General features: G+C 67.8%; 23 protein-coding genes. 8 read left to right on the top strand and 15 right to left on the bottom strand.

Annotation, left to right across the window (positions count from 1 at the left end; translation table 11 throughout):
- Positions 1 to 81: 81 nt before the first annotated feature.
- Complete coding sequence (dnaA, locus tag BMY69_RS01120) at positions 82 to 1,437, bottom strand: chromosomal replication initiator protein DnaA (RefSeq protein ID WP_090058076.1); 1,356 nt, start codon at positions 1,435 to 1,437, stop codon at positions 82 to 84.
- Positions 1,438 to 1,629: 192 nt separating this feature from the next.
- Here dnaA and rpmH point away from each other — a divergent pair, with 192 nt between their 5' ends.
- The 4 genes from rpmH to mnmE all read left to right on the top strand — a co-directional run bounded on the left by rpmH (position 1,630) and on the right by mnmE (position 5,310).
- Positions 1,630 to 1,764: a 50S ribosomal protein L34 gene (rpmH, locus tag BMY69_RS01125; RefSeq protein WP_045828244.1), complete on the top strand. Its 135-nt coding sequence runs from the start codon at positions 1,630 to 1,632 to the stop codon at positions 1,762 to 1,764.
- A 14-nt stretch (positions 1,765 to 1,778) separates the two neighbouring features.
- Positions 1,779 to 2,159, top strand: a complete 381-nt coding sequence (gene rnpA / locus BMY69_RS01130; RefSeq protein ID WP_255364430.1) for a ribonuclease P protein component — start codon at positions 1,779 to 1,781, stop codon at positions 2,157 to 2,159.
- A 64-nt stretch (positions 2,160 to 2,223) separates the two neighbouring features.
- Positions 2,224 to 3,918: a membrane protein insertase YidC gene (gene yidC, locus BMY69_RS01135; protein ID WP_090175036.1), complete on the top strand. Its 1,695-nt coding sequence runs from the start codon at positions 2,224 to 2,226 to the stop codon at positions 3,916 to 3,918.
- A 51-nt stretch (positions 3,919 to 3,969) separates the two neighbouring features.
- On the top strand, positions 3,970 to 5,310 hold the full coding sequence (gene mnmE / locus BMY69_RS01140) for a tRNA uridine-5-carboxymethylaminomethyl(34) synthesis GTPase MnmE (RefSeq protein ID WP_090175037.1): 1,341 nt from the start codon (positions 3,970 to 3,972) through the stop codon (positions 5,308 to 5,310).
- Positions 5,311 to 5,639: 329 nt separating this feature from the next.
- On the opposite strand, the gene BMY69_RS01145 is transcribed toward mnmE, so the two are convergent.
- Both BMY69_RS01145 and BMY69_RS01150 read right to left on the bottom strand, forming a co-directional pair.
- Positions 5,640 to 6,866 carry an MFS transporter gene (locus BMY69_RS01145; protein ID WP_090175038.1) on the bottom strand — a complete coding sequence of 409 codons (1,227 nt, stop codon included), beginning with the start codon at positions 6,864 to 6,866 and terminating at the stop codon, positions 5,640 to 5,642.
- A gap of 159 nt (positions 6,867 to 7,025) precedes the next feature.
- Positions 7,026 to 7,922: a LysR family transcriptional regulator gene (locus BMY69_RS01150; protein ID WP_090175039.1), complete on the bottom strand. Its 897-nt coding sequence runs from the start codon at positions 7,920 to 7,922 to the stop codon at positions 7,026 to 7,028.
- A gap of 98 nt (positions 7,923 to 8,020) precedes the next feature.
- Here BMY69_RS01150 and BMY69_RS01155 point away from each other — a divergent pair, with 98 nt between their 5' ends.
- Together BMY69_RS01155 and BMY69_RS01160 are read left to right on the top strand one after the other, a co-directional pair.
- Complete coding sequence (locus BMY69_RS01155; RefSeq protein WP_090175040.1) at positions 8,021 to 9,073, top strand: NAD(P)-dependent alcohol dehydrogenase; 1,053 nt, start codon at positions 8,021 to 8,023, stop codon at positions 9,071 to 9,073.
- Positions 9,074 to 9,184: 111 nt separating this feature from the next.
- Entirely contained in the window at positions 9,185 to 10,366 is a 1,182-nt protein-coding gene (locus tag BMY69_RS01160) for an MBL fold metallo-hydrolase (protein ID WP_177191042.1), read from the top strand.
- 6 nt (positions 10,367 to 10,372) lie between these two features.
- Here BMY69_RS01160 and BMY69_RS01165 read toward each other — a convergent pair whose 3' ends face one another.
- Positions 10,373 to 10,822 carry a winged helix-turn-helix transcriptional regulator gene (locus tag BMY69_RS01165; RefSeq protein ID WP_090175041.1) on the bottom strand — a complete coding sequence of 150 codons (450 nt, stop codon included), beginning with the start codon at positions 10,820 to 10,822 and terminating at the stop codon, positions 10,373 to 10,375.
- Positions 10,823 to 10,900: 78 nt separating this feature from the next.
- On the opposite strand from BMY69_RS01165, the gene BMY69_RS01170 reads away from it, so the two are divergent.
- Positions 10,901 to 11,695 (top strand): SDR family NAD(P)-dependent oxidoreductase, encoded by a 795-nt coding sequence (locus BMY69_RS01170; RefSeq protein WP_090058063.1) that lies wholly within the window; start codon positions 10,901 to 10,903, stop codon positions 11,693 to 11,695.
- A 179-nt stretch (positions 11,696 to 11,874) separates the two neighbouring features.
- Positions 11,875 to 14,376, top strand: coding sequence for an FtsK/SpoIIIE family DNA translocase (locus BMY69_RS01175; RefSeq protein WP_090175042.1), 2,502 nt, complete (start codon positions 11,875 to 11,877; stop codon positions 14,374 to 14,376).
- A 104-nt stretch (positions 14,377 to 14,480) separates the two neighbouring features.
- Here the strand turns inward: BMY69_RS01175 and rbsB are convergent, their stop codons facing one another.
- From rbsB to BMY69_RS01230, 11 genes are all read right to left on the bottom strand, one after another.
- Positions 14,481 to 15,416 (bottom strand): ribose ABC transporter substrate-binding protein RbsB, encoded by a 936-nt coding sequence (gene rbsB / locus BMY69_RS01180; RefSeq protein WP_090058059.1) that lies wholly within the window; start codon positions 15,414 to 15,416, stop codon positions 14,481 to 14,483.
- 17 nt (positions 15,417 to 15,433) lie between these two features.
- Positions 15,434 to 16,378 (bottom strand): ABC transporter permease subunit, encoded by a 945-nt coding sequence (locus tag BMY69_RS01185; protein WP_090058057.1) that lies wholly within the window; start codon positions 16,376 to 16,378, stop codon positions 15,434 to 15,436.
- 1 nt (position 16,379) lies between these two features.
- Positions 16,380 to 17,861 (bottom strand): sugar ABC transporter ATP-binding protein, encoded by a 1,482-nt coding sequence (locus BMY69_RS01190; RefSeq protein ID WP_090058055.1) that lies wholly within the window; start codon positions 17,859 to 17,861, stop codon positions 16,380 to 16,382.
- Positions 17,861 to 18,259 carry a D-ribose pyranase gene (gene rbsD, locus BMY69_RS01195; protein WP_090175043.1) on the bottom strand — a complete coding sequence of 133 codons (399 nt, stop codon included), beginning with the start codon at positions 18,257 to 18,259 and terminating at the stop codon, positions 17,861 to 17,863. Before rbsD ends, BMY69_RS01190 begins: the two co-directional genes overlap by 1 nt.
- Positions 18,256 to 19,152, bottom strand: coding sequence for a ribokinase (rbsK, locus tag BMY69_RS01200; protein ID WP_090175044.1), 897 nt, complete (start codon positions 19,150 to 19,152; stop codon positions 18,256 to 18,258). Before rbsK ends, rbsD begins: the two co-directional genes overlap by 4 nt.
- Positions 19,153 to 19,266: 114 nt before the next feature.
- Positions 19,267 to 19,614: a gamma-butyrobetaine hydroxylase family protein gene (locus BMY69_RS01205; RefSeq protein WP_090058048.1), complete on the bottom strand. Its 348-nt coding sequence runs from the start codon at positions 19,612 to 19,614 to the stop codon at positions 19,267 to 19,269.
- A gap of 70 nt (positions 19,615 to 19,684) precedes the next feature.
- On the bottom strand, positions 19,685 to 20,302 hold the full coding sequence (locus BMY69_RS01210) for a hypothetical protein (RefSeq protein WP_090058045.1): 618 nt from the start codon (positions 20,300 to 20,302) through the stop codon (positions 19,685 to 19,687).
- A gap of 39 nt (positions 20,303 to 20,341) precedes the next feature.
- Positions 20,342 to 21,679 carry an ATP-dependent protease ATPase subunit HslU gene (gene hslU, locus BMY69_RS01215; RefSeq protein ID WP_090175045.1) on the bottom strand — a complete coding sequence of 446 codons (1,338 nt, stop codon included), beginning with the start codon at positions 21,677 to 21,679 and terminating at the stop codon, positions 20,342 to 20,344.
- Between the two features lie 4 nt (positions 21,680 to 21,683).
- Entirely contained in the window at positions 21,684 to 22,217 is a 534-nt protein-coding gene (gene hslV, locus BMY69_RS01220) for an ATP-dependent protease subunit HslV (protein WP_029213542.1), read from the bottom strand.
- A gap of 220 nt (positions 22,218 to 22,437) precedes the next feature.
- The gene (locus tag BMY69_RS01225) at positions 22,438 to 23,346 is read right to left on the bottom strand and encodes a tyrosine recombinase XerC (protein ID WP_090175046.1); all 909 of its coding nucleotides are present in this window, start codon (positions 23,344 to 23,346) and stop codon (positions 22,438 to 22,440) included.
- Positions 23,343 to 24,029 (bottom strand): DUF484 family protein, encoded by a 687-nt coding sequence (locus BMY69_RS01230; protein WP_090058040.1) that lies wholly within the window; start codon positions 24,027 to 24,029, stop codon positions 23,343 to 23,345. Before BMY69_RS01230 ends, BMY69_RS01225 begins: the two co-directional genes overlap by 4 nt.
- Positions 24,030 to 24,041: the final 12 nt, after the last annotated feature.

The following is a 24,041-nucleotide window of genomic DNA, read 5'->3' on the forward strand; positions in this document are numbered from 1 at the left end:
GGCGGTTTCGTGTGGGTGCCTTGTGGATAACTTTCGACCTCGAAACCATCCTCCGGTCATCCACCTATTATCCACAGCTTCTCAGCCCGTCAATATGCGGATGAGCTGCTCCCAGTCCTGGCGCATCCGCACGTCTTTCTCACAGAAACCGCGGATCGTCCGGCACGCGTGAAGCACGGTCGTGTGGTCCCTGCCCCCGAAGGCCTCTCCGATCTCCGGCAGGCTGTGCTCGGTGAGTTCCTTGGACAGGGCCATGGCCACCTGACGGGGACGCGCCAGCGAGCGCACACGGCGCTTGGAGAGCAGGTCGGACAGGCGCACCTGGTAGTAGTCGGCCACCGTCTTCTGGATGTTGGGCACCGTGACGGCCTGCGCATGCGTGTTGAGCAGGTCGCGCAGCGTCTCTTCGGCGAAATCCGTCGTGATCGGCTTGCGGTAGAAGTTGGCACGGGCCGCGAGCGTGTTGAGCGCGCCCTCGAGGTCGCGCACGTTGGAACGGATGCGCTTGGCCAGCAGCATCGCCACGTCCTCGGACACTTCCATGTCCTTCTCCGCCGCCTTCGACAGGAGGATCGCCGCGCGTGTCTCGAAATCCGGCGGCTCGATGGCCACGGAAAGACCCCAGCCAAGGCGCGACTTCAGTCGCGGCTCGAGCTTGTCGAGTTCCTTCGGGTAACGGTCGCAGGTCAGGATGATCTGCTGCTTCGCTTCGAACAGCGCATTGAACGTGTGGAAGAACTCTTCCTGCGTGGTGTCCTTGCCGGCGAAGAACTGGATGTCGTCGATCAGCAGCGCGTCGACCGAACGGAAGCGCCGCTTGAAGTCGTCCATGTTCTTCTGCTGCAGCGCCTTCACCATGCCGCTGACGAACTGCTCCGAGCGCAGGTACAGCACCTTGGCGCCCGGATTGTTCTGCATCAGCATGTTGCCCGCGGCGTGCATGAGATGGGTCTTGCCGAGACCCGTGCCGCCGTAGAGCAGCAGCGGGTTGTAGGCGCGGCCAGGGTTCATCGCGACCTGCATCGCCGCGGCCTTGCCGAGCTGGTTCGACTTGCCTTCCACGAAGGTCTCGAACGTGTAGTGCGGATCGAGGTTGTGCACGTGCGGCGGTTCGGGCGCGGCTTCGACCACGCGCGGCGCGGCCTGCGCCGGGCTCGGCGCGGTGGCCGACGCCGGGCGTGCGGGGGCCGGACGCGGTCCGGACGAGCCGACTTCGAGACGGACGGGCAGGGCGCGGCCCGTCAGATGCTCGACGATCGACTGGATCTTGCCCAGGTATTGCTCGCGTACGGTGTCCAGCGAATAGGGGTTCGGCGCGTACAGGAACAGTCCGGTCGCATCCTCCCTGGCCTGCAACGGCATGAGCCAGGTATGGACGTCTTCGGACGTCAGTTCGCCTTCAAGACGCTCGAGACAGCGCCTCCAGAGATCACTCATCGGGTATTCTTGCCACAGAAGGGGCGCGTGCGCGCGGGGTGGACGACGAAGTCTACCAGCGTTCCGTCTTCCGCCCTCCGATTCGCCGCCGCCGCGGGCGGCGCTTCCCTCTCTGGCCAAGCGGTTGACAGTTCTCGGGATTGTCACGCATACTTCTGGGCCTTTTTCCATCTTCACCCGGATGTAAGCGCCATGAAGCGTACTTACCAGCCCAGCAAGCTCAAGCGTGCCCGCACGCACGGCTTCCGTGCCCGCATGGCCACCGCCGACGGTCGCAAGATCCTCAACGCCCGCCGCGCCAAGGGCCGCAAGCGTCTGATCCCGTAAGCGGTTCGCCGGTCGTGCGTGCCGCAGCCATGCCGCGCGATGCGCGGATACGCCGCGCCGCCGACTTCGCAGCCCTGCGAACAGTCAGCGGTCGCCTCGGCGGCCGCTGTTTTCTTTTGCGCTTCGGAAACAACGACGGCGGTACCGCCCGGCTCGGCCTGGCGATCTCCAAGCGTTGCTCCAAGCGTGCCGTCGACCGGAACCGGATCAAGCGACTCGCGCGTGAGGCATTTCGTCGTGCCCGCCCCGCCCTGCCGCCGGTCGACATCCTGGTCATGGCCCGCGACAGCGCGGTGAACGAGACCGGCGCGACGCTCCTGGCGGAGCTCGACGCCCTTCTGCGCCGCATCCGGCCGTTGAAGCGCGACGGTGCCGACGGCACAATCGCGCGTTGACCTCATCGACCTTCCCGCCTTTCCCGGTCCCGCGCCGGGGCGCCATTCGGATCTGGCCTAAGCAATGAATCAAACGCGCACGCTTCTCTTCTTCGCGCTCATGTTCGTGGCGTACCTGCTGTGGACCGAATGGGAGAAGGATTACGGCCCCCAGCCGGCCGCCCCGACGCCCGCCGCGCAGACCGATGCCGCCAAGCCGAACGCCGATACCAGCGTGCCAGGCGCCGCCGCTCCGGCGAGCGTGCCGAACGAAGGCACGGCGCCGGTCGAAGGCAAGGCCGAACTGGTCACGCTGTCGAACGACGTCCTCCGCCTGACGATCGACACGCGCGGTGGCAGCATCGTCCGCTCGGAGCTCCTCGCCTACCCGGCCGAACCGGCGACCAAGAAAAACCCGACGCCGCCGCCGGCGCGGCTGCTCGACGACAGCGCGCAGCACTACTTCGCCGCGCAGGATGGCCTCGTCAGCAACACGGGCGCCGCGCCCGACCATCGCGCCCTCTTCCGCGCCGAGAAGACCGAGGCCGTGCTCGCCGATGGCGAGAAGTCGGTCAGCCTCGACATGGTCTGGACCGACCCCTCGGGCGTGAAGGTGACGAAGCGTTACACGCTCAAGCGCACCGACTACGTCGTCGATCTCGACCAGCGCGTCGAGAACGGTTCGGGCGTCGCCTGGACGGGCAACGCCTACCAGCAGCTGCAGCGCGTGCCGGCCGAGAAGGTCAACTGGTTCAAGGCCTATACCGACCCGGCCCAGCACAGCTTCTTCGGCGCCGCGTGGTACAGCCCGGAGAACAAGTTCGAATCGCTCCCGTTCACGGACTTCGCCAAGAAGCCGGTCAACCGCCAGATCACCGGCGGCTGGGTGAGCATGCAGCAGCATTACTTCTTCGTCGCGTGGATTCCGCCGGCGGACCAGAGCGTCACGTACAGCAGCACGATCATCGATCCGAATTCCACGACGCCGCGCTACCTCGTGCGCGCGTTCGGTCCGTCGATCTCGGTCGCGCCCGGCCAGGCCGCCGACAGCGTCGCGCGCCTCTATGTCGGTCCGAAGCTCCAGGGCACGCTCGACGTCATCGCGCCCGGCCTCGAGCTCACGGCCAACTACGGCTGGCTCACGATCATCGCGCAGCCGCTGCACTGGTTGCTCTCGCAGCTGCATGCGATCAGCGGCAACTGGGGCGTCGCGATCATCCTGCTCGTGCTGCTGATCAAGGCCGCGCTGTTCAAGCTCACCGACGCGCAGTTCCGTTCGGGCGCGCGCATGCGCAAGCTTCAGCCTCGCGTCCAGGCGCTCAAGGAGCGCTATGGCGACGATCGCATGAAGATGCAGCAGGCCATGATGGAGCTTTACAAGAAGGAGAAGGTGAATCCGATGGCGGGCTGCCTGCCCATCCTGATCACCTTCCCGATCTTCATCGGACTGCTCCGCGTGCTGTCGGAATCGATCGAACTGCGCCAGGCGCCGTTCTTCGGCTGGATCCACGATCTCTCGGCACCGGATCCGTTCTACGTGCTGCCGGTGCTCTACTTCCTGGTCACGCTGCTCACGCAGCGCATGATGCCGACCGCCGGCATGGATCCGACCCAGGCCAAGATGATGAAGGTGATGCCGCTGATCTTCGGTGTCTTCTTCGCCTTCTTCCCGTCCGGCCTGGTGCTCTACTGGACGGTCAACGGTGCCACCAGCCTGCTCCAGCAGTGGTGGATCAACCGCAGCGTCGATCGGGCCGACATCAAGGCCAAGACGGCTTAAACACCGGGCGGCGCGTCGAAAGACGCGCCGCTTCGCTTTGGAACCTCGCCGATGACACACGACGACACCATCGCGGCCATCGCCACCGGCGCCGGCGCGGCCGGTGTCGGGGCCGTGCGCATCTCGGGCCCGAAAGCGGGCGACATCGCGCGCGCGTTCCTCGGTCGCGACCCGACGCCGCGACATGCGCACTTCGCGGCGTTCCGCGATGGCGACGGCGAACTGATCGACCGCGGCATCCTCCTCTACTTTCCCGGTCCGCATTCGTACACGGGCGAGCACGTGCTCGAACTGCAGGGGCACGGCAGCGCGGTGCTGCTCGACGCCCTGCTCCGTCGTGCGATCGTCCTCGGCGCGCGCCTCGCGCGTCCCGGCGAATTCACCGAGCGGGCGTTCCTCAACGGCAAGCTCGATCTCGCCCAGGCCGAGGCCGTGGCCGATGTCGTCGCGGCGACCTCGGAGGCCGGCGCGCGCGCCGCGTTGCGTTCGATGGAAGGCGTGTTCTCCGCGCGCGTGGACGAGCTGCTCGCCGAGCTCATCGCCCTGCGCGTGCATATCGAAGCCGCCATCGATTTTCCCGAGGAGGAAATCGACTTCCTCGCCGACCCCGTCATCGGTGCGAACCTCGCCACGCTATGCGCGAACCTCGACGCCTTGCTCGTGGAAACCCGTCGCGGAGTTCGCTTGAACGACGGCATCGCCGTCGCCATCGTCGGCCGCCCAAACGCCGGTAAATCGAGCCTGCTCAACGCGCTCGCGGGTCAGGAGCGCGCGATCGTCACCGACATCGCGGGCACCACGCGCGACGTGCTGCGCGAAACGGTCACGATCGACGGTGCGACGCTCGAACTCGCGGATACGGCGGGACTGCGCGATTCCGATGATGTGGTCGAACGGGAAGGTATCCGTCGTGCCCGTGCGCAACTCGAACGCTGCGACGTCGCGCTGCTCGTCACCGACGAAGCGCACGCACGCGACGATCTCGCCTTCTTCGAAGGCACGCCCGCGCAGGCGAACCGCATCGTCGTGATCAACAAGATCGATCTCGCGCAGGCCACGGCGCATCGCGCGGAGCGCGATGGCCACGACACGTTATGGCTTTCGGCGCGAACGGGCGACGGTCTCGATGCCTTGCGTGCGATCCTGCGCGATCTCGCCACGGCGGGTGCGGGCGATGGCGCCTTCAGCGCGCGGCGGCGCCACGTCGTGGCGCTCGAACAGGTGCGCGATCATCTGGAACGCACGGCGGACGCGCTGCATGGCAGCCACGCCGGCGAACTCGCCGCCGAGGAGCTGCGGCACGCGCAGCAGGCGCTCGGCGAAGTGACCGGCGCCTACTCGTCGGACGACCTGCTCGGCGCGATCTTCAGTTCGTTCTGTATCGGTAAATAACGGACGCGAGTCCGGTAGGAGCGCGCCCTGCGCGCGACATGTTTTGGGACCATGCGCAACAGGCCCTGGCGCTCCGCGCGAAAGGCTGTCGCGCGCAGGGCGCGCTCCTACGCATGCCGTGTGCCCGACCGGTACCTATTCGTCGGACGACCTGCTCGGCGCGATCTTCAGTTCGTTCTGTATCGGTAAATAACGGACGCGAGTCCGGTAGGAGCGCGCCCTGCGCGCGACATGTTTTGGGGCCATGCGCAACAGGCCCTGGCGCTCCGCGCGAAAAGCTGTCGCGCGCAGGGCGCGCTCCTACGTATGCCGCGTTCTGCCGGACCGCGTCAGACGCAGGTTTCGGCGACCAGCGCCGGACGGCGCCGCTCGGCCGCCATCGACGCGGCCCAGATGACGAGACCGCCGATGGCGAGCAGCGCGCCGACCCAGCCGGGCGACGTCCAGCCGTAACCGTGCGCGATCGCGAGGCCACCCAGGAAGGGTCCGAGTGCGTTCGCCGTGTTGAACGCGGAATGGTTGAGCGACGCGGCCAGGCCCTGCGCATCGCCGGCCACGTCCATCAGGCGCGTCTGCAACACCGTGCCGAGCGCACCGCCGATGCCGATGAAGAAGACATCGAGGCCGAGCGTCCAGACGTTGCCCGCGGCGAAGGGAAACAGCGCGAGCATCACCATGCTCCAGAGGAGCAGTCCGCCGGCGGTCGGCATGAGCGCGCGATCGGCGAACGCCGGGACGACCATGTTGCCCGCGGTGAGGCCGACACCGAAGATGCCGATGATCCAGGGCACGGTGTGCAGCGGCATGTGCGTCACGGCGATCAGGATGTCCGCGAGGTACGTGTACACCGCGAACATCCCGCCGAAGCCGATCGCGCCGATGGCGAGCGTGAGCCAGACTTGCGAACGCTTCAGCGCGCCGAGTTCGCGCAGCGGGCTGGCGTCCTTGTCCGCCGGCACTTCCGGCGCGTAGATCGCCACCGCGGTCATCGTGGCGACACCGAGCACGGCCACGAGCGCGAACGCCCAGCGCCAGCCGACGGCCTGGCCCAGCCAGCTCGCCAGCGGCACGCCGACGACGGTGGCGAACGTGAGTCCCAGGAACATCTGGCCGACCGCGCGCGTGCGCCGGTTCGGCGGCACCAGCGACGACGCCACGAGCGCCGCGACGCCGAAGTACGCGCCGTGCGGCAGGCCGGCGAGGAAGCGGAACACCAGCATCCAGTGGTAGTTCGGCGACAGGCCGGTCAGGCCGTTGAACACGGTGAACATCGCCATCAGGACGATGAGCAGGCGGCGGCGAGGCACGCGCGCTCCGAGCACCGTCATGATCGGCGCGCCGACCACGACGCCGAGGGCATAGGCGCTGATCGCATGACCAGCGGTCGGCGCGTCGATGCCGAGGCCCTGCGCGAACAGGGGCAGCATGCTCATGGAGGCGAATTCGGTCGTGCCGATGGCGAAGCCACCGATGGCCAGGGCCAGGATGACCAGGCCGACATGGGGGGCGCGAACAGGCGGCAGACCCGTGGCGGGCGCGGGGGCGTGTGCTGACATGGCGGGACTCGGGAAGGTGGGGCGCGGCCGTGGTGCGGCGCAGCATGGAATCAGGATACGCCCGTCATGGCTTACGTGCCACGTCTGTTGGAGCGGACCTGGCCGCGATGGGGTGCTCGCGGCAACCCCCATCGCGGCCAGGTCCGCTCCTACGGACGGCTACGCCGCGTCTTCGTCGCGCACGAACTCGATGAACGCCCGTAGCGCCGAGGTGACACGCCTCTGCCTCGGGTAATAGAGGACGAACCCGGGATACGGCGGACACCAGTCCTCGAGCACCCTGACCAGTCGGCCCGCGGCGACCAGCTCGGTCACCTGATCTTCCAGCACGAGCGTGTAGCCGATGCCGGCCATGGCCGCGTCGAGCGCCAGGCGCAGGTCGCCGAAGGTGACCCGACCGCGGACGTCGAGCTCGAGCTTCTTCGGTCCTTGCTCGAATTCCCATTTGTAGAGCCGCCCGCTGGGAAAGCGGAAGCGGATGCAGTCGTGCTGGAACAGGTCGTTCGGATGCAGGGGCACGCCGTGCTTCGCGATGTGGTCCGGCGAGGCGACGCACGCACCCTGCTGCTGTCCCCCCATCGGCACTGCGATCATGTCCTCGGGCACGTGCTCGTGGAAGCGGATGCCCGCGTCGAAGCCGGATGCCACGATGTCGATGAGCCCGTCGTTGTCGACGGCCTCGAAATGGATGTCCGGGTAGCGCGCGAGGAAGCGCGGTAACAGCGCCGGCATGAGCAGCTGGGCCGCGACGCGGGGCATGTTCACGCGCAGGGTGCCCGCGGGGGTGGCGCGGAAATTGTTCATTTCCTCCAGCGCCTCGCCGACGTCGAACAGCGCGGGCTCCAGCCGCTCGAGGAGCCGCTGGCCCGCCTCGGTCAGCGACACGCTCCGCGTCGTGCGATGAAACAAGACGACGCCGAGCCGTTCTTCCAGACTGCGGATCGCGTAGCTGATCGCCGAGGTGGTGAGCGTCAGCTCCGCGCCAGCCTTGCGAAAGCTCGCGTGGCGGGCCACGGCAGCGAAGGCGGCGAGATGGGAGAGGTTGTCCGGTCGCATGATTATCAAGGATACCTCAACGATTCATCGCAAAATCCCCGTTGGCGGGCGGGATTGTTGAGCGTTATTGTTCCCGGCCTTAGCAGAGGAGACTCCCCATGTTCGAAGTCCATGCGTATGCCGCCACGGACGCGACGAAGCCGCTCGCGCCGTTCAAGATCAGCCGCCGCGATGTCGGCGCGCACGACGTCCACATCGAAATCCTCTACAGCGGCGTCTGCCACTCCGACCTCCACCAGGCCAAGGGCGACTGGGGCAATTCCACGTTCCCCATGGTTCCGGGCCACGAGATCGTCGGCCGCGTGAAGGCCGTCGGCTCCGCGGTGAAGAAGCTCAAGGTCGGCGACTATGCTGGCGTCGGCTGCATGGTCGACTCGTGCCGCGAGTGCGAGTCGTGCAAGAAGGACCTCGAGCAGTATTGCCTGGTCCATACCAGCTTCACCTACAACGGCACCGAGCAGGACAAGACCACGCCGACGCAGGGCGGCTATTCGACCGACATCGTGGTCGAGGAGCGCTTCGTGGTGAAGATCTCCGAGAAGCTCGACCTCAAGGCGACCGCACCGCTGCTGTGCGCGGGCATCACCACGTACTCGCCGCTGCGTCACTGGAAGGTCGGCAAGGGCCAGAAGGTCGGCATCATCGGCCTCGGCGGTCTCGGCCACATGGGCGTGAAGTTCGCCAAGGCGATGGGCGCGCACGTCACGATGATCACCACCTCGGAAGCCAAGGGTGCGGACGCGAAGCGCCTCGGCGCCGACGCCGTGCTGGTGTCGAAGGACGCCGACGCGATGGCGAAGGAAGCGGCGAGCTTCGACTTCCTGCTCAACACCATTCCGGTGTCGCATGATGTCGCGCCGTACGTCGCGCTCCTTAAGCTCGACGGCACGATGGTGCTGGTCGGTGCCCTCACGCCGATCGACGCGTTCGCCGGCGGCAGCCTGATGCTCCCGCGCCGCACGATCGCCGGCTCCGCCATCGGCGGCATGGCCGAGACGCAGGAGATGATGGATTTCTGCGCCAAGCACAACATCGTGTCGGACATCGAGATGGTCGACATGGCCTCGATCAACGAAACCTACGAGCGCCTGGTGAAGAACGACGTGCGCTACCGCTTCGTGATCGACATGGCGACGATGCCGAAGGGTTGATGCCCCGGGTCATACCGTTCGCGCGCAAGCGCGCTCCCACCCGAAGTTAGCGATGTCGCTGGCTCGGGTGGGAGCGATGACTTGCCCGGTGCGAAACGCTATCGTCGACGCGTGAAGCGCTTCCTCCGCATCCTCGCCCTGCTCGCCGCCGTGCTGGTGGCCTTCCTCGCGTTCGCGGCCGCATCGGCATGGCCGAACATCGGCAAACGCCCCGACGGCGACAACGTGAGCCGGTACCACGCCTCGCCGCAATGGCACGGCGATCGGTTCGCCAACCCGTTGCCGATGTACAGCAACCTCAAGGGTGGCATCCTGCAGATCTTCGAGTCCGCGCCGGGCGAAGAGCCCGATGCGCCGGTACCCACGAAGGATTCGTCGGCGCTGTACGCCACGCCGCCCGCGAGCGGCCTGCGCGTCACATGGTTCGGTCACTCCTCGATGCTGCTCGAAATCGACGGCGTGAACATCGTCGTCGATCCCTTGTGGAGCGAGCGCGCATCGCCCTTCCCCTGGCTCGGTCCGAAACGCTGGTACGAACCGCCCGTGCCGATCGACCATCTGCCGCGTGTCGACGCGGTGGTGATCTCGCACGACCACTACGATCACCTGGACCGCGCCTCCATCCAGGCGCTGAATGCGCGCGGTGTCCGCTTCATCGTGCCGCTGGGTATCGGCGCTCACCTTCTTCGCTGGGGCGTGCCCCAGGATCGCATCACCGAACTCGACTGGTGGCAGGAAACCACCGTCGGCGGCGTACGCGTGGTGTCGACGCCGTCCCGTCATGCGTCCGGACGTCTTGCAGCGCAGAGCGATCAGACCCTGTGGACGGGCTATGCGATCGTCGGGCCGGCGCATCGCGCGTTCTATTCCGGCGACACCGGCCTCAATGCCACGTTCGCGGATGTCGGCACCGCCTTCGGCCCGTTCGACGTCACGCTGATCGAGTCTGGCCAGTACGATCCTCAGTGGCCCGACTGGCACCTCGGTCCGGAGCAGGCCTTGCTCGTGCACGAACAGGTGCGTGGTCGCACGCTGATTCCCGTGCACTGGGGACTCATCAAGCTCGCCCACCACGCGTGGACCGAGCCGCCCGAACGGATCCTCGCCGCCGCGCGTTGCCGCGGCGTGGATGTCCTGGTGCCGGAGCCCGGCCAGGCCGTGGAGCCGACCACGCATCCGGCGGTGGCCCGCTGGTGGCCGGCGCAACACTGGTTCACGGGTGCCCAGCATCCGATCGTCGCCTCGCGCGACGGCGACCCGCGACACCTGTTCGACGTGCCGCGCTGTGCCTGAAGGAAATCAGGCGCCCTCGTCGGGCATGACGAGGCGCATCGGAACCTCGCGCAACGGCCGCCCCGACGCTTCGTCGACCACGAGCGCGCGCACCGGCTCGCCCGTCGACTCGTCGACGAGCTGCGACAGCGCCTGTCCGCCTCCGTTGTAACGACGACCCCATTCGCCCATGGCGGCGAGGACGGGGATGAAGTCGCGCCCGGCGTCCGTGAGGACGTACTCGTCGCGCGGGGGGCGCTCGCTGTAGCGGCGCTTCTCCAATACACCGGCTTCGGTGAGGGCCTTCAATCGACGGGACAGGATGTTCGGCGCGATGCCCAGGCTGGTGCGGAACTGATCGAACTGGGTCATGCCGCGACTGGCGTCGCGAAGGATGAGCGCGCTCCACGCGTCTCCCACCAGAGCGAGACCGCGGGAGATGGCGCAGGTGCCCGAAGAAAGTCTGTCGATGTCCATTGCATTATGATAGTCGAGTCACTATCGTATGGCAACGTAGTAGATATCACTTTGCAACTCACCATACGGAGTCACCCCATGAGCACTGAAACCAAAGGCACGGCCCTCGTCACCGGCGCTTCGTCGGGCATCGGCGAGCTCTACGCGGAGCGTCTGGCCGACCGCGGTTACGACCTGATCCTGGCCGCGCGTCGCGTCGACCGCCTCGAGTCCGTCGCGAAGAAGATCCACGACCGCACCGGCCGCAAGGTCGAAGTGCTCCGCGCCGACCTGAGCGACCGCGCCGACATCGCCGCCGTCGAGCGTCGCCTCGCGGAAGACGCGTCGATCACCCTGCTGGTCAACAACGCCGGCATCTCGCTCGACGGCAGCCTGCTCGAGAACGGCAGCGAGAACCTCGAGCGCATCGTGACGGTCAACATCCTCGCGCCGACCCTGCTGACGGGTGCGGCCGCGAAAGCGTTCGTCGCCCGCGACAAAGGCGGCATCATCAACATCGCCTCGGTTCTGGCGTTCGCGCCGGAAGCGTTCGACGGTGTCTACAGCGGCTCCAAGGCCCACCTCCTCAACCTGAGCCTGAGCCTCGCCGCGAAGCTGCCGACGAAGAACGTCCGTGTGCAGGCCGTGCTGCCGGGCGCGACCCGTTCTGAGATCTGGGAGAAGTCGGGCAAGGACGTCGACGCGCTGCTTCCGGGCATGGTCATGGACACCCACGATCTCGTCGACGCCGCGCTGCTCGGTTACGACCGTGGCGAAGTGGTCACCATCCCGCCGCTGCAGGACGAGAACCAGTACAAGGCGTACGAGTATTCGCGCCTCGTGATGGGCCCGAATCTCTCGCGCAAGGACGTGGCGCCGCGCTATCGCGGGTGATCGTCCACGCGTCGTAGGAGCGGAACTGGCCGCGATTCGCGAAGAGCGTCGCGGCCAGGTCCGCTTCTACAGCGGTAGGGTGCGTTGTGAACGCCAACAGCCGCTTAGCGGCATGTTCTGCTTCGCCGCGCACGAATGCGCGGTAAACTGTCGGACTCGCTAGGTTCTCGCGGTTCGGCATGCTTTCTTTCGTGTTCGCCGCCTTCGGGCTGTCCACCCTCTGGTTGCTTCCCCTGTTCTGGCGCCTCGCCGCCGCGCTCGTTCGCCGGCGCCGCCCGCCGACGATGGGCCCGGGCGCGATTCGCTTCTGGGCGGGCTTCGTCCTCGTGCTGTTGTCGAGCGCGACGCTCGAAGGACTGGTCGTCTCCCACTACACCGATGATCCGACCGTCGGTGCCGCCGTGTGTCGTTGGCTCGCGGGTGTCTTCACCGCGTTCCCGGGCGGCGCCGCGACCACGCTCACGGCGATCGTCGTGTTCGCCGTGGCGCTGCCGTGGTACCTCGGCGTGTCGTGGTCGTCGTTCCTTGCACGGACGAACGGCCTGCTCGAACCGATCGGCGCGCTGGCCATCGAAGGCACGCGTCGCCTGTTCTCACGCTCCGCAAGCCGCGTGACGGGGCGCCGCCCCGCCGCCGCCGTGCGTCGGGCAGACCGCGCGCCTGCTCGGCGCCGGCCGCGCGAAAAGGCGCCCGCGAAGCGCCCCGCCGCTTCCGCCGTCGCCATGCGCACCGAAGCGCCGCGCAACGAACCCGCGACGCCCGCGGTCCGTCCGTCGGTGACGACGCCCGTGCCGCCGCGTCATCGCGCGCGCCCCGACACGGTGATCCGCGAACCGTGGCTGGCGCCGCGTGCGTCGACGCCGACCGAGCCGGCGGTGGCACCGCCCGTCGCGCCCCCGATGGCAGGCGTCGGTCCACGGCCGGCCATGGCCATGTCGCCGGCCGCGAACCGACCGGTCGCCACGAACGCTGTCGCCGCCGACGTGGACGTCGCGCCGCGAGAATCGCTGACGGTGCCCGATCTGCCGCCGCCGATCGACATCGTGGCGCCCGCCGACGAGACGCCTGCCGTTCCCCCGCCGCCCCCGGTGAAACCCGTTTCGCGCTTCGCGATCGCGGCGAACGACGAATCGGTCGTCGAACCGCCGCGCACGGTCACGCTGACGCCGGTGCGCCCCTTGCGCGCGGGCAACCCGAACGCGGCGACGCTGCCGCCGGTGTCCCTGCTGGCCGGCGCACGTCACGACGCGCTCGCGATCATCTCCGATGCCGAACTCGCCGAGACCGGCGAACTCATCGAGCAGCGTCTGCGCGAGTTCAAGGTGCCGGTGCAGGTCGTCGGTGCCTCGGCGGGCCCGGTCATCACGCGCTACGAGGTCGAGCCGGCCGTCGGCGTGCGCGGCAACCAGATCGTCGCGCTGATGAAGGACCTGGCGCGCGGACTCGGCCGCTCGTCCATCCGCGTGGTCGAGACGATTCCCGGCAAGACCTGCATGGGCCTCGAGCTGCCGAACGAGCAGCGCCAGATGATCGCGCTCTCGGAGATCCTCGACTCGCACGAGTATCGCGATTCCGATTCGCTGCTGACGCTCGCCATGGGCAAGGGCATCACGGGTGAGCCGGTGGTGGCCGATCTGGCGAAGGCGCCGCACATGCTGGTCGCGGGCACGACGGGCTCGGGCAAGTCCGTCGCGGTGAACGCGATGATCCTCTCGATGCTCTACAAGGCGACGCCCGAAGACGTCCGCATGATCATGATCGACCCGAAGATGCTGGAGCTTTCGGTGTACGAAGGCATTCCGCATCTGCTGGCGCCCGTGGTCACCGACATGAAGCTCGCCGCGAACGCGCTCAACTGGTGCGTCGCGGAGATGGAGAACCGCTACAAGGTCATGTCCGACCTGCGCGTGCGCAACCTCGCCGGCTACAACCAGAAGGTCCGCGAAGCGCGCGCCGCGGGCAAGCCGCTGTTCAATCCGTTCCCCGCGCATCCGGAAGTGCCGGAGCATCTCGACACGCTGCCGATGATCGTCGTCGTCATCGACGAACTCGCCGACCTCATGATGGTCGCGGGCAAGAAGATCGAAGAGCTGATCGCACGCCTCGCGCAGAAGGCGCGCGCCGCGGGCATCCACCTCATCCTCGCGACGCAGCGTCCCTCCGTCGACGTCATCACGGGTCTGATCAAGGCGAACATCCCGACGCGTGTCGCGTTCCAGGTCTCGTCGAAGATCGACTCGCGCACCATCCTCGACCAGATGGGCGCCGAGAGCCTGCTCGGCCAGGGCGACATGCTGTTCCTGCCGCCGGGTACGGGTTACCCGCAGCGCATCCACGGCGCGTTCGTCGCCGACGAGGAAGTGCACCGCATCGTGGCGTGGCTGAAGCAGTTCGGCGAACCGGATTACAAGGACGAGATCCTCGCCGGGCCGCCGGGCGAAGCCGTCGAGGGCGAACCGGGCGACGAGGGCATCGACGCGGAACTCGATCCGCTCTACGACGAGGCGGCCGCGTTCGTGCTGCGCTCGCGCCGCGCGTCGATCTCGTTCGTGCAACGCCAGTTCCGCATCGGCTACAACCGCGCGGCGCGCCTCGTCGAGGCGATGGAAGCCGCGGGGCTCGTGTCGTCGATGGGCATCAACGGGCAGCGCGAAGTGATCGCGCCGGGGCCGCAGGACTGATCGATCGCCGATGCGATCGGCTCCCACCCTTCCAGTAGCCGCGTTGCTACCGAAGGGGTGGGAGCCGATCGTATCGGCGATCGACGCGTCGGAAGGCCGAGTCGTTATTCCTTCGTCAGGAGCTTCAGCGGCACAGCGATCGACTTCTCGACCGGCTGCTTATCGATGAGCTTCTTCGCCGTGTCGACGCCGAGCTTGCCGATCTCTTCCGGCTGCTGCGCCACGGTGGCGGCGAGCGTGCCGTTCGCCACGGCCGTCTTGCCGTCCGGCGTGCCGTCGAAGCCGACGACGAGCACCTTCTTGTTCTTGCCGGCCAGGGCCTGCACCGCGCCGAGGGCCATCTCGTCGTTCTGCGCGAAGATCGCCTGGACATCCGGGTTGCCCTGGAGCAGGTTCTCGCTCACCGAAAGGCCCTGCGCACGATCGAAGTTCGCCGGCTGCTGCGCGACGATCTTCATGCCCGTGGTGGCGACTTCGTCGTCGAAGCCCTTGCCGCGCTCGCGCGCCGCCGAGGTGCCGGCCACGCCCTGCAGCTCGATGATGTTGCCCTTGCCGCCGAGCGCCTTGGCGAGGAAGTCGGCCGCCATCTTGCCGCCGGCGACGTTGTCGGACGCGATGTGCGAGGCGACTTCGGCGCCGTCGACGCCGCGGTCGAGCGTGATCACGGGAATGTTCGCGCGCTGCGCGGACTGCACCGCGCCGGCGAGCGCGGACGAATCGGTCGGGTTGAGGAGGATGACCGACACACGCTTCTGGATCAGGTCTTCCACGCTGGAGATCTGGCGGGCCGGATCGTCCTGCGCGTCGACGACGACGAGCTGCACGCCGGCGTCCTTGGCGGCCTTCTGCGCGCCGTCCTTGAGCTCGACGAAGAACGGGTTGTTCTGCGTCGACAGCGCCAGACCGACGACCGGCGTACCGGACGACGCGGCGCCACCGGCCGTGCCGGCGGTCGCGGGAGCGGATTCGCCCGGACCCTGCTGCGAGCAGGCGGCGAGGAGCGTGGCCGCGGCGGCGGCGAGGAAAGTGAGTTTACGCATGGTGTGTCCTCGTGGGATTACTGCCGCCGGTCCAGCAGGACGGCGATCAGGATGACGATACCCTTGACGATCTGCTGATAGAACGAGCTTACGCCCAGCAGGTTCAGGCCGTTGTTCAGGAAGCCGATGAGCAGCGCGCCGACGAGCGTGCCGAAGAGCCAGCCGCGGCCGCCCGCGAGGCTGGTACCGCCCAGCACGACCGCGGCGATCGCGTCGAGCTCGTAGCCGGCGCCGGCCGTGGCCTGCGCCGAATAGAGGCGCGAGGTCAGCACGACACCGGCGAAGGCGGAGAGCAGGCCCGACAGTCCGTAGATCGCCAGCTTCATCGGCGCGATGCGCACGCCGGACAGGCGCGCGGCTTCCTCGTTGCCGCCGATGGCGACGACGTGGCGGCCGAACACCGTGCCGCGCAGCAGGAAGCCGCAGACGACGAAGGCGATGAACATCCAGATCACCGGCAGCGGAACGAGGTTCGCGACGTAACCGCCGCCGAGCAGCGCGAAGCTGCCGTTCGTCACGGGGATCGGACTGCCCTGCGTGTACGACAGCGTCACGCCGCGCAGCAGCGTGAGCGTGCCGAGCGTGGCGATGAAGGGTGCCACCTTGCCCCACGACACCAGCGCGCCGTTGATGATGCCGAGCACGAGGCCGAGCAGCAGGCCGGCGCCCGCGGCGAGCACGATGCCGTGTCCCGCCGCCATCAGGCCCGCGGTGACGGCGCCCGTCAGCGCGAGGATCGCGCCGACGGAGAGGTCGATGCCGCCGGAAAGGATCACGAACGTCATGCCGAAGGCGATCAGCGCGTTGATCGACACCTGGCGAAGCACGGTGAGCAGGTTGCCCGTGGTCAGGAAGTCCGGGCTCATCACCGACAGCACGATGAACAGCAGGATCAGGCCGATGACCGAACCGAGGCGTTGCAGGAGCGTCGCGGCGCGGCTCCAGTTGAGTTGGAGCGTCATGTCACTTGCCTCCGGTCGCGGCGGTCATCACGGCTTCCTGGGTGGCGCCGTGGGCTTCGAGCAGTCCGGTCGCACGACCTTCGTGCATCACCAGGATGCGGTCGCTCATGGCGAGGACCTCCGGCAGCTCCGAGGAAATCATGAGGATGGCCACGCCCTGCTCCGCGAGTTGGTTGATGATGTGGTAGATCTCGGCCTTGCCGCCGACGTCGACGCCGCGCGTGGGCTCGTCGAGGATGAGCACGCGCGGCTTGAGCGCCAGCCACTTGGCCAGCACGACCTTCTGCTGGTTGCCGCCGGACAGCGCGCGGACGTCGAGCTCCATGTCGCGCGTGCGTATCTTCAGCGCGTCGATGAGGCCGCGCGTCTGTTTCTTCTCGCCCGGGCGGTCGATCAGGCCGGCATGCGCGGGGACGCGCGGCAGGCTGACGTTCTCGCGCAGGCTCATGTCGAGCACGAGACCCTGCGCCTTGCGATCCTCGGTGACGAAACCGAAACCGGAATGAATCGCTTCGCTGGGCGACTTCGGCGTGATGACCTTGCCGTCGAGCGTGACCGTGCCGTGTTCCAGCTTGTCGAGTCCGAAGAGCAGTCGCGCCATCTCGGTGCGGCCCGCACCGAGCAGGCCGGCGACGCCGAGGACTTCGCCGGCGTGCAGCTCGAAGCTGACGTCCTGCACGATGCCGCCAGTGACGTGATCGACCTTCAGCCGCACCGCGCCGATGTTCGGCGTGCGCGTGGGGAAGCGCGCGTCGAGCGTGCGCCCGACCATCATCTTCACCACCTCGTCGAAGGCGAGTCCCGGGACGGGACGCGTGCCCACGAACTTGCCGTCGCGCAGGATCGAGATGCGGTCACATAGCGCGAAGATCTCTTCCATGCGATGCGACACGTAGACGATGCCGGTGCCCTGGTCGCGCAGGTCGCGGATCAGCTTGAAGAGCACGTTGGTCTCGTGCTCCGTCAGCGCCGCGGTCGGCTCGTCCATGATCAGCACGCGCGCGTTCTGGCCGAGCGCGCGGGCGATCTCCACCATCTGCTGCTGGCCGACGGAGAGGCGTTCGATCTTCGTCGTGGGATCGAGGCGCTCCATGCCGACGCGCGCCAGCCACTCCAGCGCGCGCTTCGTCATCGCGCGGTGGTCGAGCAGGCCGAAGCGCTGGATCTCGCGGCCGAGGAAGAGGTTGTCCGCGATGGAGAGCGCGGGGATCAGGTTCAGTTCCTGATGGATGATCGCGATGCCGTACTTCTCGGCATCCGCGGGTGTCGTGATGGATACGGCCTTGCCGTCCACTTCGACGGTACCGGAGTCCGGCGCGTAGATCCCCGTGAGGATCTTCATCAGCGTGGACTTGCCGGCGCCGTTCTCGCCCATCAGGGCATGCACTTCACCGGGCAGCAGCTCGAAGTCGACGCCTTCGAGCACCTTCACCGGCCCGAAGGCCTTGTGGATGTCCCGCATCGTGACGAGTGGCGTGCTCATCAGAAGGTCACGCCGGCGTGCAGGATGATGTTCGAGTAAGGCGAGGTCTCACCGGTACGCACCACCGCCACCGCGCGGGCGCAGAGGCGCTTGAAGTCGTCGTGCGAGACTTCGTCGACACCCACGCCATCCGCCCGCAGCCGGTCCGCGAGTGACTCCAGCGCCTTGTTGAAGCCGTGGATCTCGTGCGCGAGCGTCGCCCGTTCCACCGCGAGTTCGGCGTAGATCGCATCGAACACCGCGGCGAACGAGGGCGTGCCTGGCAGCACGGCGAGGTCGATGCACGGCACGCCGGGCGGCACCGGCAGTCCGACGTCGCCGATCACCAGCGTGTCGGTGTGTCCCATGGCCGCGATCACGCGGTTGAGTTCGGCGTGCAGCAGCCCGGTGCGTCTCATGCATGTGTCTCCAGGAAAGCCGTCACTTCGTCGGCGCGCGGCATGCCGCCCTGGGCGCCGAGTCGCGATACGGCGATCGCGGCGGTGGCGCAGGCCTTGCGGACGGCGACGTCGAGTCCCTCGGCGAGGTACACCGCGAGCGCGGCGTTGAACGTGTCTCCCGCGCCGGTGCTGTCCACGGCTTCCACGCGGAAGCCCGGCTGGTGCCGCGGCTCGTCGTCACCGTCGCGGAACCAGGCGCCGTCCGATCCGCGCGTCAGCACGACCGGGCAGGGAGCGCGGCGCATGAGTTCGCGGAAGTCGACGTCGTCGCCGGCGCCCAGCACCAGCGCCAGCTCGTGCTCGTTCGGCGTCAGGAAGCGCACGCGCGCGAGCCACTCGACCGGCAGGCGCTGCGCGGGCGCGGGATTGAGAATGACGGGTGTGCTTTCTTCTTCCGCGACGCGCAGCGTGGCCTCGACCGCGTCGAGCGGGATCTCCAGCTGCACCAGCACCGCGTCGGCCTCGCGGATGATCGCGCGGGCGGCTTCGACCTGCGCCGGCGTGACGCGGCCGTTGGCCGCGGGCACGACGACGATGGTGTTCTCGCCGCCGGCCACCGTGATCGAGGCGGTGCCGCTGCCGATCCCGTCGATGCGGGCGACGTGCGTGACGTCGATTCCTTCGGCGACGAGGCCGTCGTAGAGCTGGTCGCCGAAGGCGTCGTCGCCGATGCAGCCGACCATCGACACGGTGGCGCCGAGACGCGCGGCGGCGACCGCCTGGTTCGCGCCCTTGCCGCCGGGAATGGTGAGGAAGCGGTCGCCGGTCAGCGTTTCGCCCGGGCCGGGGAAACGCGGCGCAAGGGTGACCAGGTCCATGTTGATGCTACCGACGACGACGATTCGCGTCATGCTGCTCTGGCTCCGGAACGGGCTTGCGGGACATCCGTCGTTCGCTGGTGGATGTGGGTGGCGGGCAAATATACGCCCTGCTCGCGCACGAAGCTTTCATGCGCGTGCTTTCCACTAGCGGGAGAGACCTTTCGATTCGAGCTCGGCCAGGTAGGCGGCCCACGACGTTTCGTAGTTGCGCCCCATGGCATGGAGCATGTCCCAGCCGAAGATGCCGCTGGCGTGGCCGTCGTCGAAGTGGATCAGCACGCCGTAGTGGCCGGTGGGATCGAGGGCGGTGATGTTCACGTCGCGCTTGCCGTGCACCAGTACCTTCTGGCCGGGACCATGCCCCTGCACTTCGGCGCTGGGGGAGTTGACCCGGAGGTATTCGCACGGAAGGCGGAAGCGCTCGCCGTTGTCGAACGTCACTTCGAGGACGCGCGAGGCGGAGTGCAGGACGATATCGGTGGGACGGGGCATGGGGCCGGAGGTCTTGGCGCGGGAAGCAATGGATCGCAGGAGCGCGCGGGGGCGCCCCTACGTTCGAGGATTAATGCGCGCGGCCGAAGCCGTCGCCCGAGCCCTGCTCCAGCGGCGGCGGATCGCCCGCGACCGCCAGAAGGGCCGTGGCGTAGGCGTCTTCCATGCTGATGGTGGAGATCTCGTCCCACGAGAAGAACGACGGCTCGCGCAGCCATTCCGCGTCGGGAGTGATCTCCTGCATGTTGAAGCCTTCCTCTTCCACGCTGACGACGCGGCCGATGTAACAGACCTCGGCTTCGTCTTCGCTGTCGACGTGCACGCCGATCACCGGCGCATGCGCGGCCGCCGCCTGGACGACCTGATTGATGTCGTCGAGCGGGAAGTCGGCGGGCGGCGTCGGGTGGATGCCCTTCAGCGCGAGCGCCTTCTCGAGGAAGCCGGCATGTTTGTCCGGCGCCTCGAATTCGGAGATGTCGCGATGCCGCATGACGTACATGCCGTCATAGCTCACGCCGTCACCGACGACCCACAGCAGGAAGAACTCGCGACCCACTCCGCCGACGTAGCCGCAGAAGCTGCCGTGCTCGAGTTCGTCGCGCCACAGACGCACCAGCTGACCGCTTTCCTGCGCTTCGCGCAGGCTGGCTCGCTGACCGCTCGTTTTAAGTTGAATTACCTTGCCCATATCGTTCAATAGTTTAGCAGAGGGGGCCCATCCCGGTGTTCAGAGGATGTAACGGCTCAGATCCTCGTCCTTGACCAGCGACGACAGGTTTTTGTCGACGTAATCGGCGTCGATGTCGTATTTTTCGCCGGATTTGTCCGCCGCTTCGAAGGAGATGCGCTCCAGGAGCCGCTCCATGACGGTGTGCAGGCGGCGCGCGCCGATGTTTTCGGTGCGCTCGTTGACCTGGAAGGCCACGTCGGCGAGGCGGTCGATGCCCGACTCGGTGAACTCCAGCGTCACCCCCTCCGTATTGAGCAGCGCAACATATTGCTTGGTCAGGGCGTTGTTCGGCTCGCGGAGGATGCGCTTGAAGTCGTCCACCGACAGCGCGCTCAGCTCGACGCGGATCGGCAGGCGACCCTGCAGCTCGGGGATCAGGTCGGACGGTTTCGCCAGGGAGAAAGCGCCCGAGGCGATGAACAGGATGTGGTCGGTCTTGATGGGACCGTACTTCGTGGACACCGTGGAGCCTTCCACCAGCGGCAGCAGGTCGCGCTGCACGCCCTCGCGGCTCACACCGGCGCCGCCCCACTCCGAACGCTGGGCGACCTTGTCGATCTCGTCGATGAAGACGATGCCGTTCTGCTCCGCGCTGTCGACGGCGCGCGCCCGCAGTTCCTCGTCGTTGAGGAGCTTGCCGGCCTCTTCCTCGACCAGCATGGGCCGGGCCTGCCGGATCGTCATCTTGCGGCGCTGGGACTTCTGCCCGCCGAGGTTCTGGAACATCTTGCCCAGCTGCTGGCTCATCTCCTCCATGCCCGGCGGCGTCATGATCTCCACGCCGACGTTCATGGCGAAGTCGAGCTCGATCTCGCGATCGTCGAGGGCGCCCTCGCGCAGCTGCTTGCGCAGCTTCTGGCGGGTGTCGCTGTCGATGGCGGGCGCGCCGCTACCGGTGTCGTCCCAGCCGCTGGCCTGGCGGCGCGGCAAGAGCGCGTCGAGCAGGCGGTCCTCGGCCGCGTCCTCGGCCTGGCTGCGGACCCGGCTCTTGGCGTGCTCGCGAACGAGTTTGTAGGAGACATCGGCCAGATCGCGGATGATCGACTCCACATCCTTGCCGACGTAGCCCACTTCGGTGAACTTCGTGGCTTCGACCTTCACGAACGGCGCGTTCGCCAGCGTGGCGAGGCGGCGGGCGATCTCGGTCTTGCCCACGCCGGTGGGGCCGATCATGAGGATGTTCTTCGGCGTGACCTCGTCGCGCATCGCCGGGTCCAGCTGCATGCGGCGCCAGCGGTTGCGCAACGCGATGGCCACGGCGCGCTTGGCGTCATGCTGCCCGATGATGTAGCGGTCGAGTTCGTTGACGATCTCGCGGGGAGTGAGTTCAGACATCGGCTCAGAGCTCTTCGATCGAATAGTTGTGATTGGTGTAGATGCAGATATCGCCGGCGATCTTCAGCGCTTTTTCCACGATCGTGCGCGCATCGAGGTCGGTGTTCTCCATCAGGGCGAGCGCAGCCGACTGGGCGTAGGGGCCGCCCGAGCCGATCGCGATCAGCCCGTGCTCCGGCTCCAGCACGTCGCCGTTGCCCGAAATCAGCAGGGACGCTTCCTTGTCGGCCACGGCCAGCATGGCCTCGAGGCGGCCCAGGCGGCGGTCCGTACGCCATTCCTTGGCCATTTCGACGGCCGAGCGGGTGAGGTTGCCGCCGTGCTTGACCAGCTTCTCCTCGAACAGCTCGAACAGGGTGAAGGCGTCGGCCGTCGCGCCGGCGAATCCGGCCAGGACATCGCCCTTGCCAAGGCGGCGCACCTTGCGGGCATTGGCCTTCATCACGGTATTGCCGAGGGTGACCTGTCCGTCACTGCCGATGACGACCTTGCCGTCGCGGCGGACGCAGACGATGGTCGTGGCATGCATCGGTTCCATGGGGGGGCTCTCGTTCCATTTGGGGAACAGGTTAGGTGGGGATGGGTGCGGGTGAACCAAAGGGAGGGACGGTTGGGGGTGGGAGATGGGAAGTGGGGGTGCGCTCCGGCGAGCGCCCGAGGGTGCGTGAACCGCCCGGGCGCGTTGTCGCCGGGGTGAAGTGGCCGGCCCCCTCGAACGATCGCCGCGAACGGCGCCCCCACTTCCCGTCTCCCAGCTCCTATTTCCGCTTCGCCCTCGGATGCGCGGCGTCGTACACCTTCGCCAGGTGCTGGAAGTCGAGGTGCGTGTAGATCTGGGTCGTGGCGATGTCGGCGTGGCCGAGCAGCTCCTGCACCGAGCGCAGATCGCCCGAGGATTCCAGCATGTGGCTGGCGAAGGTGTGCCGGAGCATGTGCGGGTGGACGCGCTTGGCCTGGCCGCTCGACAGCTTCGCGAGCCGCAGCTGCACGGCCCGGGCACCGATGGGCGCCCCGCCGCGGCCCTTGAAGACGGCCTGATCGTGCCCCGCGCCGCCGAGCGCGGCCAGCGCCCGGAGCGCGGCCACGGCGAAGCGGCCGACGGGCAGGATCCGTTCCTTGTTGCCCTTGCCCAGGACGCGGACCTGGCCGCCATCGAGGTCGAGGTCGCCCCAGCGCAGGCCGCAGAGCTCCGAGAGGCGCAGCCCGCTGGAATAGAACAGCTCCATCATCGCCGTGTCGCGCGGGGCGAGCGTCCCGCCGAGGTTCGTCTCGACCAGTTCCTTGGCCTCGTCGGCGTCGAGCACCTGCGGCAGCTTCCGGCGCACCTTCGGCCCGCGGACGCCCGCCGCCGGATCGTGGGCGAGCCGTCCTTCGCGCGTAAGGTAGCGGAACAGGGTGCGGCAGGCGGAGAGCAGACGCTGGATGCTGTTCGGTTCGAGAGCCCGGGTGTCCGCGCCTTTCCGGCCCGGCGGCGGCCGGTGCAGGCGCGCAATCATCGTGCGCAGGCGGTCCGGGCTCAGGTCGTCGAAGCTGGCGAGCCCCTCGGAGTCCATGAAGGCAAGCAGCTTCTCGAGATCGCGCCTGTACGCGGCCAGCGTATGCGCCGAAGGCGCTCGCTCGGCCGCGAAATGGCCGAGGAAGGCCTCAACGGACGCGCGCGGGGTCACGCCACCTTCCGCGCCCGTTCGATCGCCGAGCCGACGGTCGTCGAGATCATGTCCAGGAACAGCGTGCCCATGCCCGGATGGAACCGGTCGGCGTCGGCGCTGCCGATCGCGAGGATCGCGTCGGGGCCGATGCGCATCAGCGCCGCCGACCGGACGTCCGGCGCGGCGTCGCCGAACAGGCGGTGCAGCTTGTCGGGAGCGAGGCGGCCCGCGACCGGATCGCCGTGCTCCAGGAAGGAAGCGAATTCGGGCAGGCCGGAAACCCCGTGCGGCTCGCGCAGGAGCCAGGGTTCGTCCGGCAGGCCGGCGAGGTCGCCGAAGAAGATCAGGCGGATCCGCTCCGACTGGAAATCCTCGGTGAGCCGGCGCACGACGTTACGCACCGTCTCCTCGATGTCGCGCGAGCCGAGCAGGGCGAGCATGAGCCCGTGGACGCGACGCATGAGCTTCTCGTTGTCGCCGGCCACCGCCGTGAGCTCGCGCAGGCGCGATTCGAGCTCGGCGTTCTTCTCGCGCAGGCCGCGCAGCTGATGCACGGCGAGCGACGCGGCCGGGCCGTTCGCGCTCGGCAGCACGAGGTCGTTCGCGAGGTCGGGGTAGTCCGCGAGGAACGCCGGATGCCGGCGCAGGTACGACGCCACGGTGGCTGGCTTGATATCGCCGTCGATCGCGGTATCGGTCATGGCTCGGTTCCT

Source organism: Luteibacter sp. UNC138MFCol5.1 (genome assembly GCF_900110505.1).
Lineage (GTDB): Bacteria > Pseudomonadota > Gammaproteobacteria > Xanthomonadales > Rhodanobacteraceae > Luteibacter.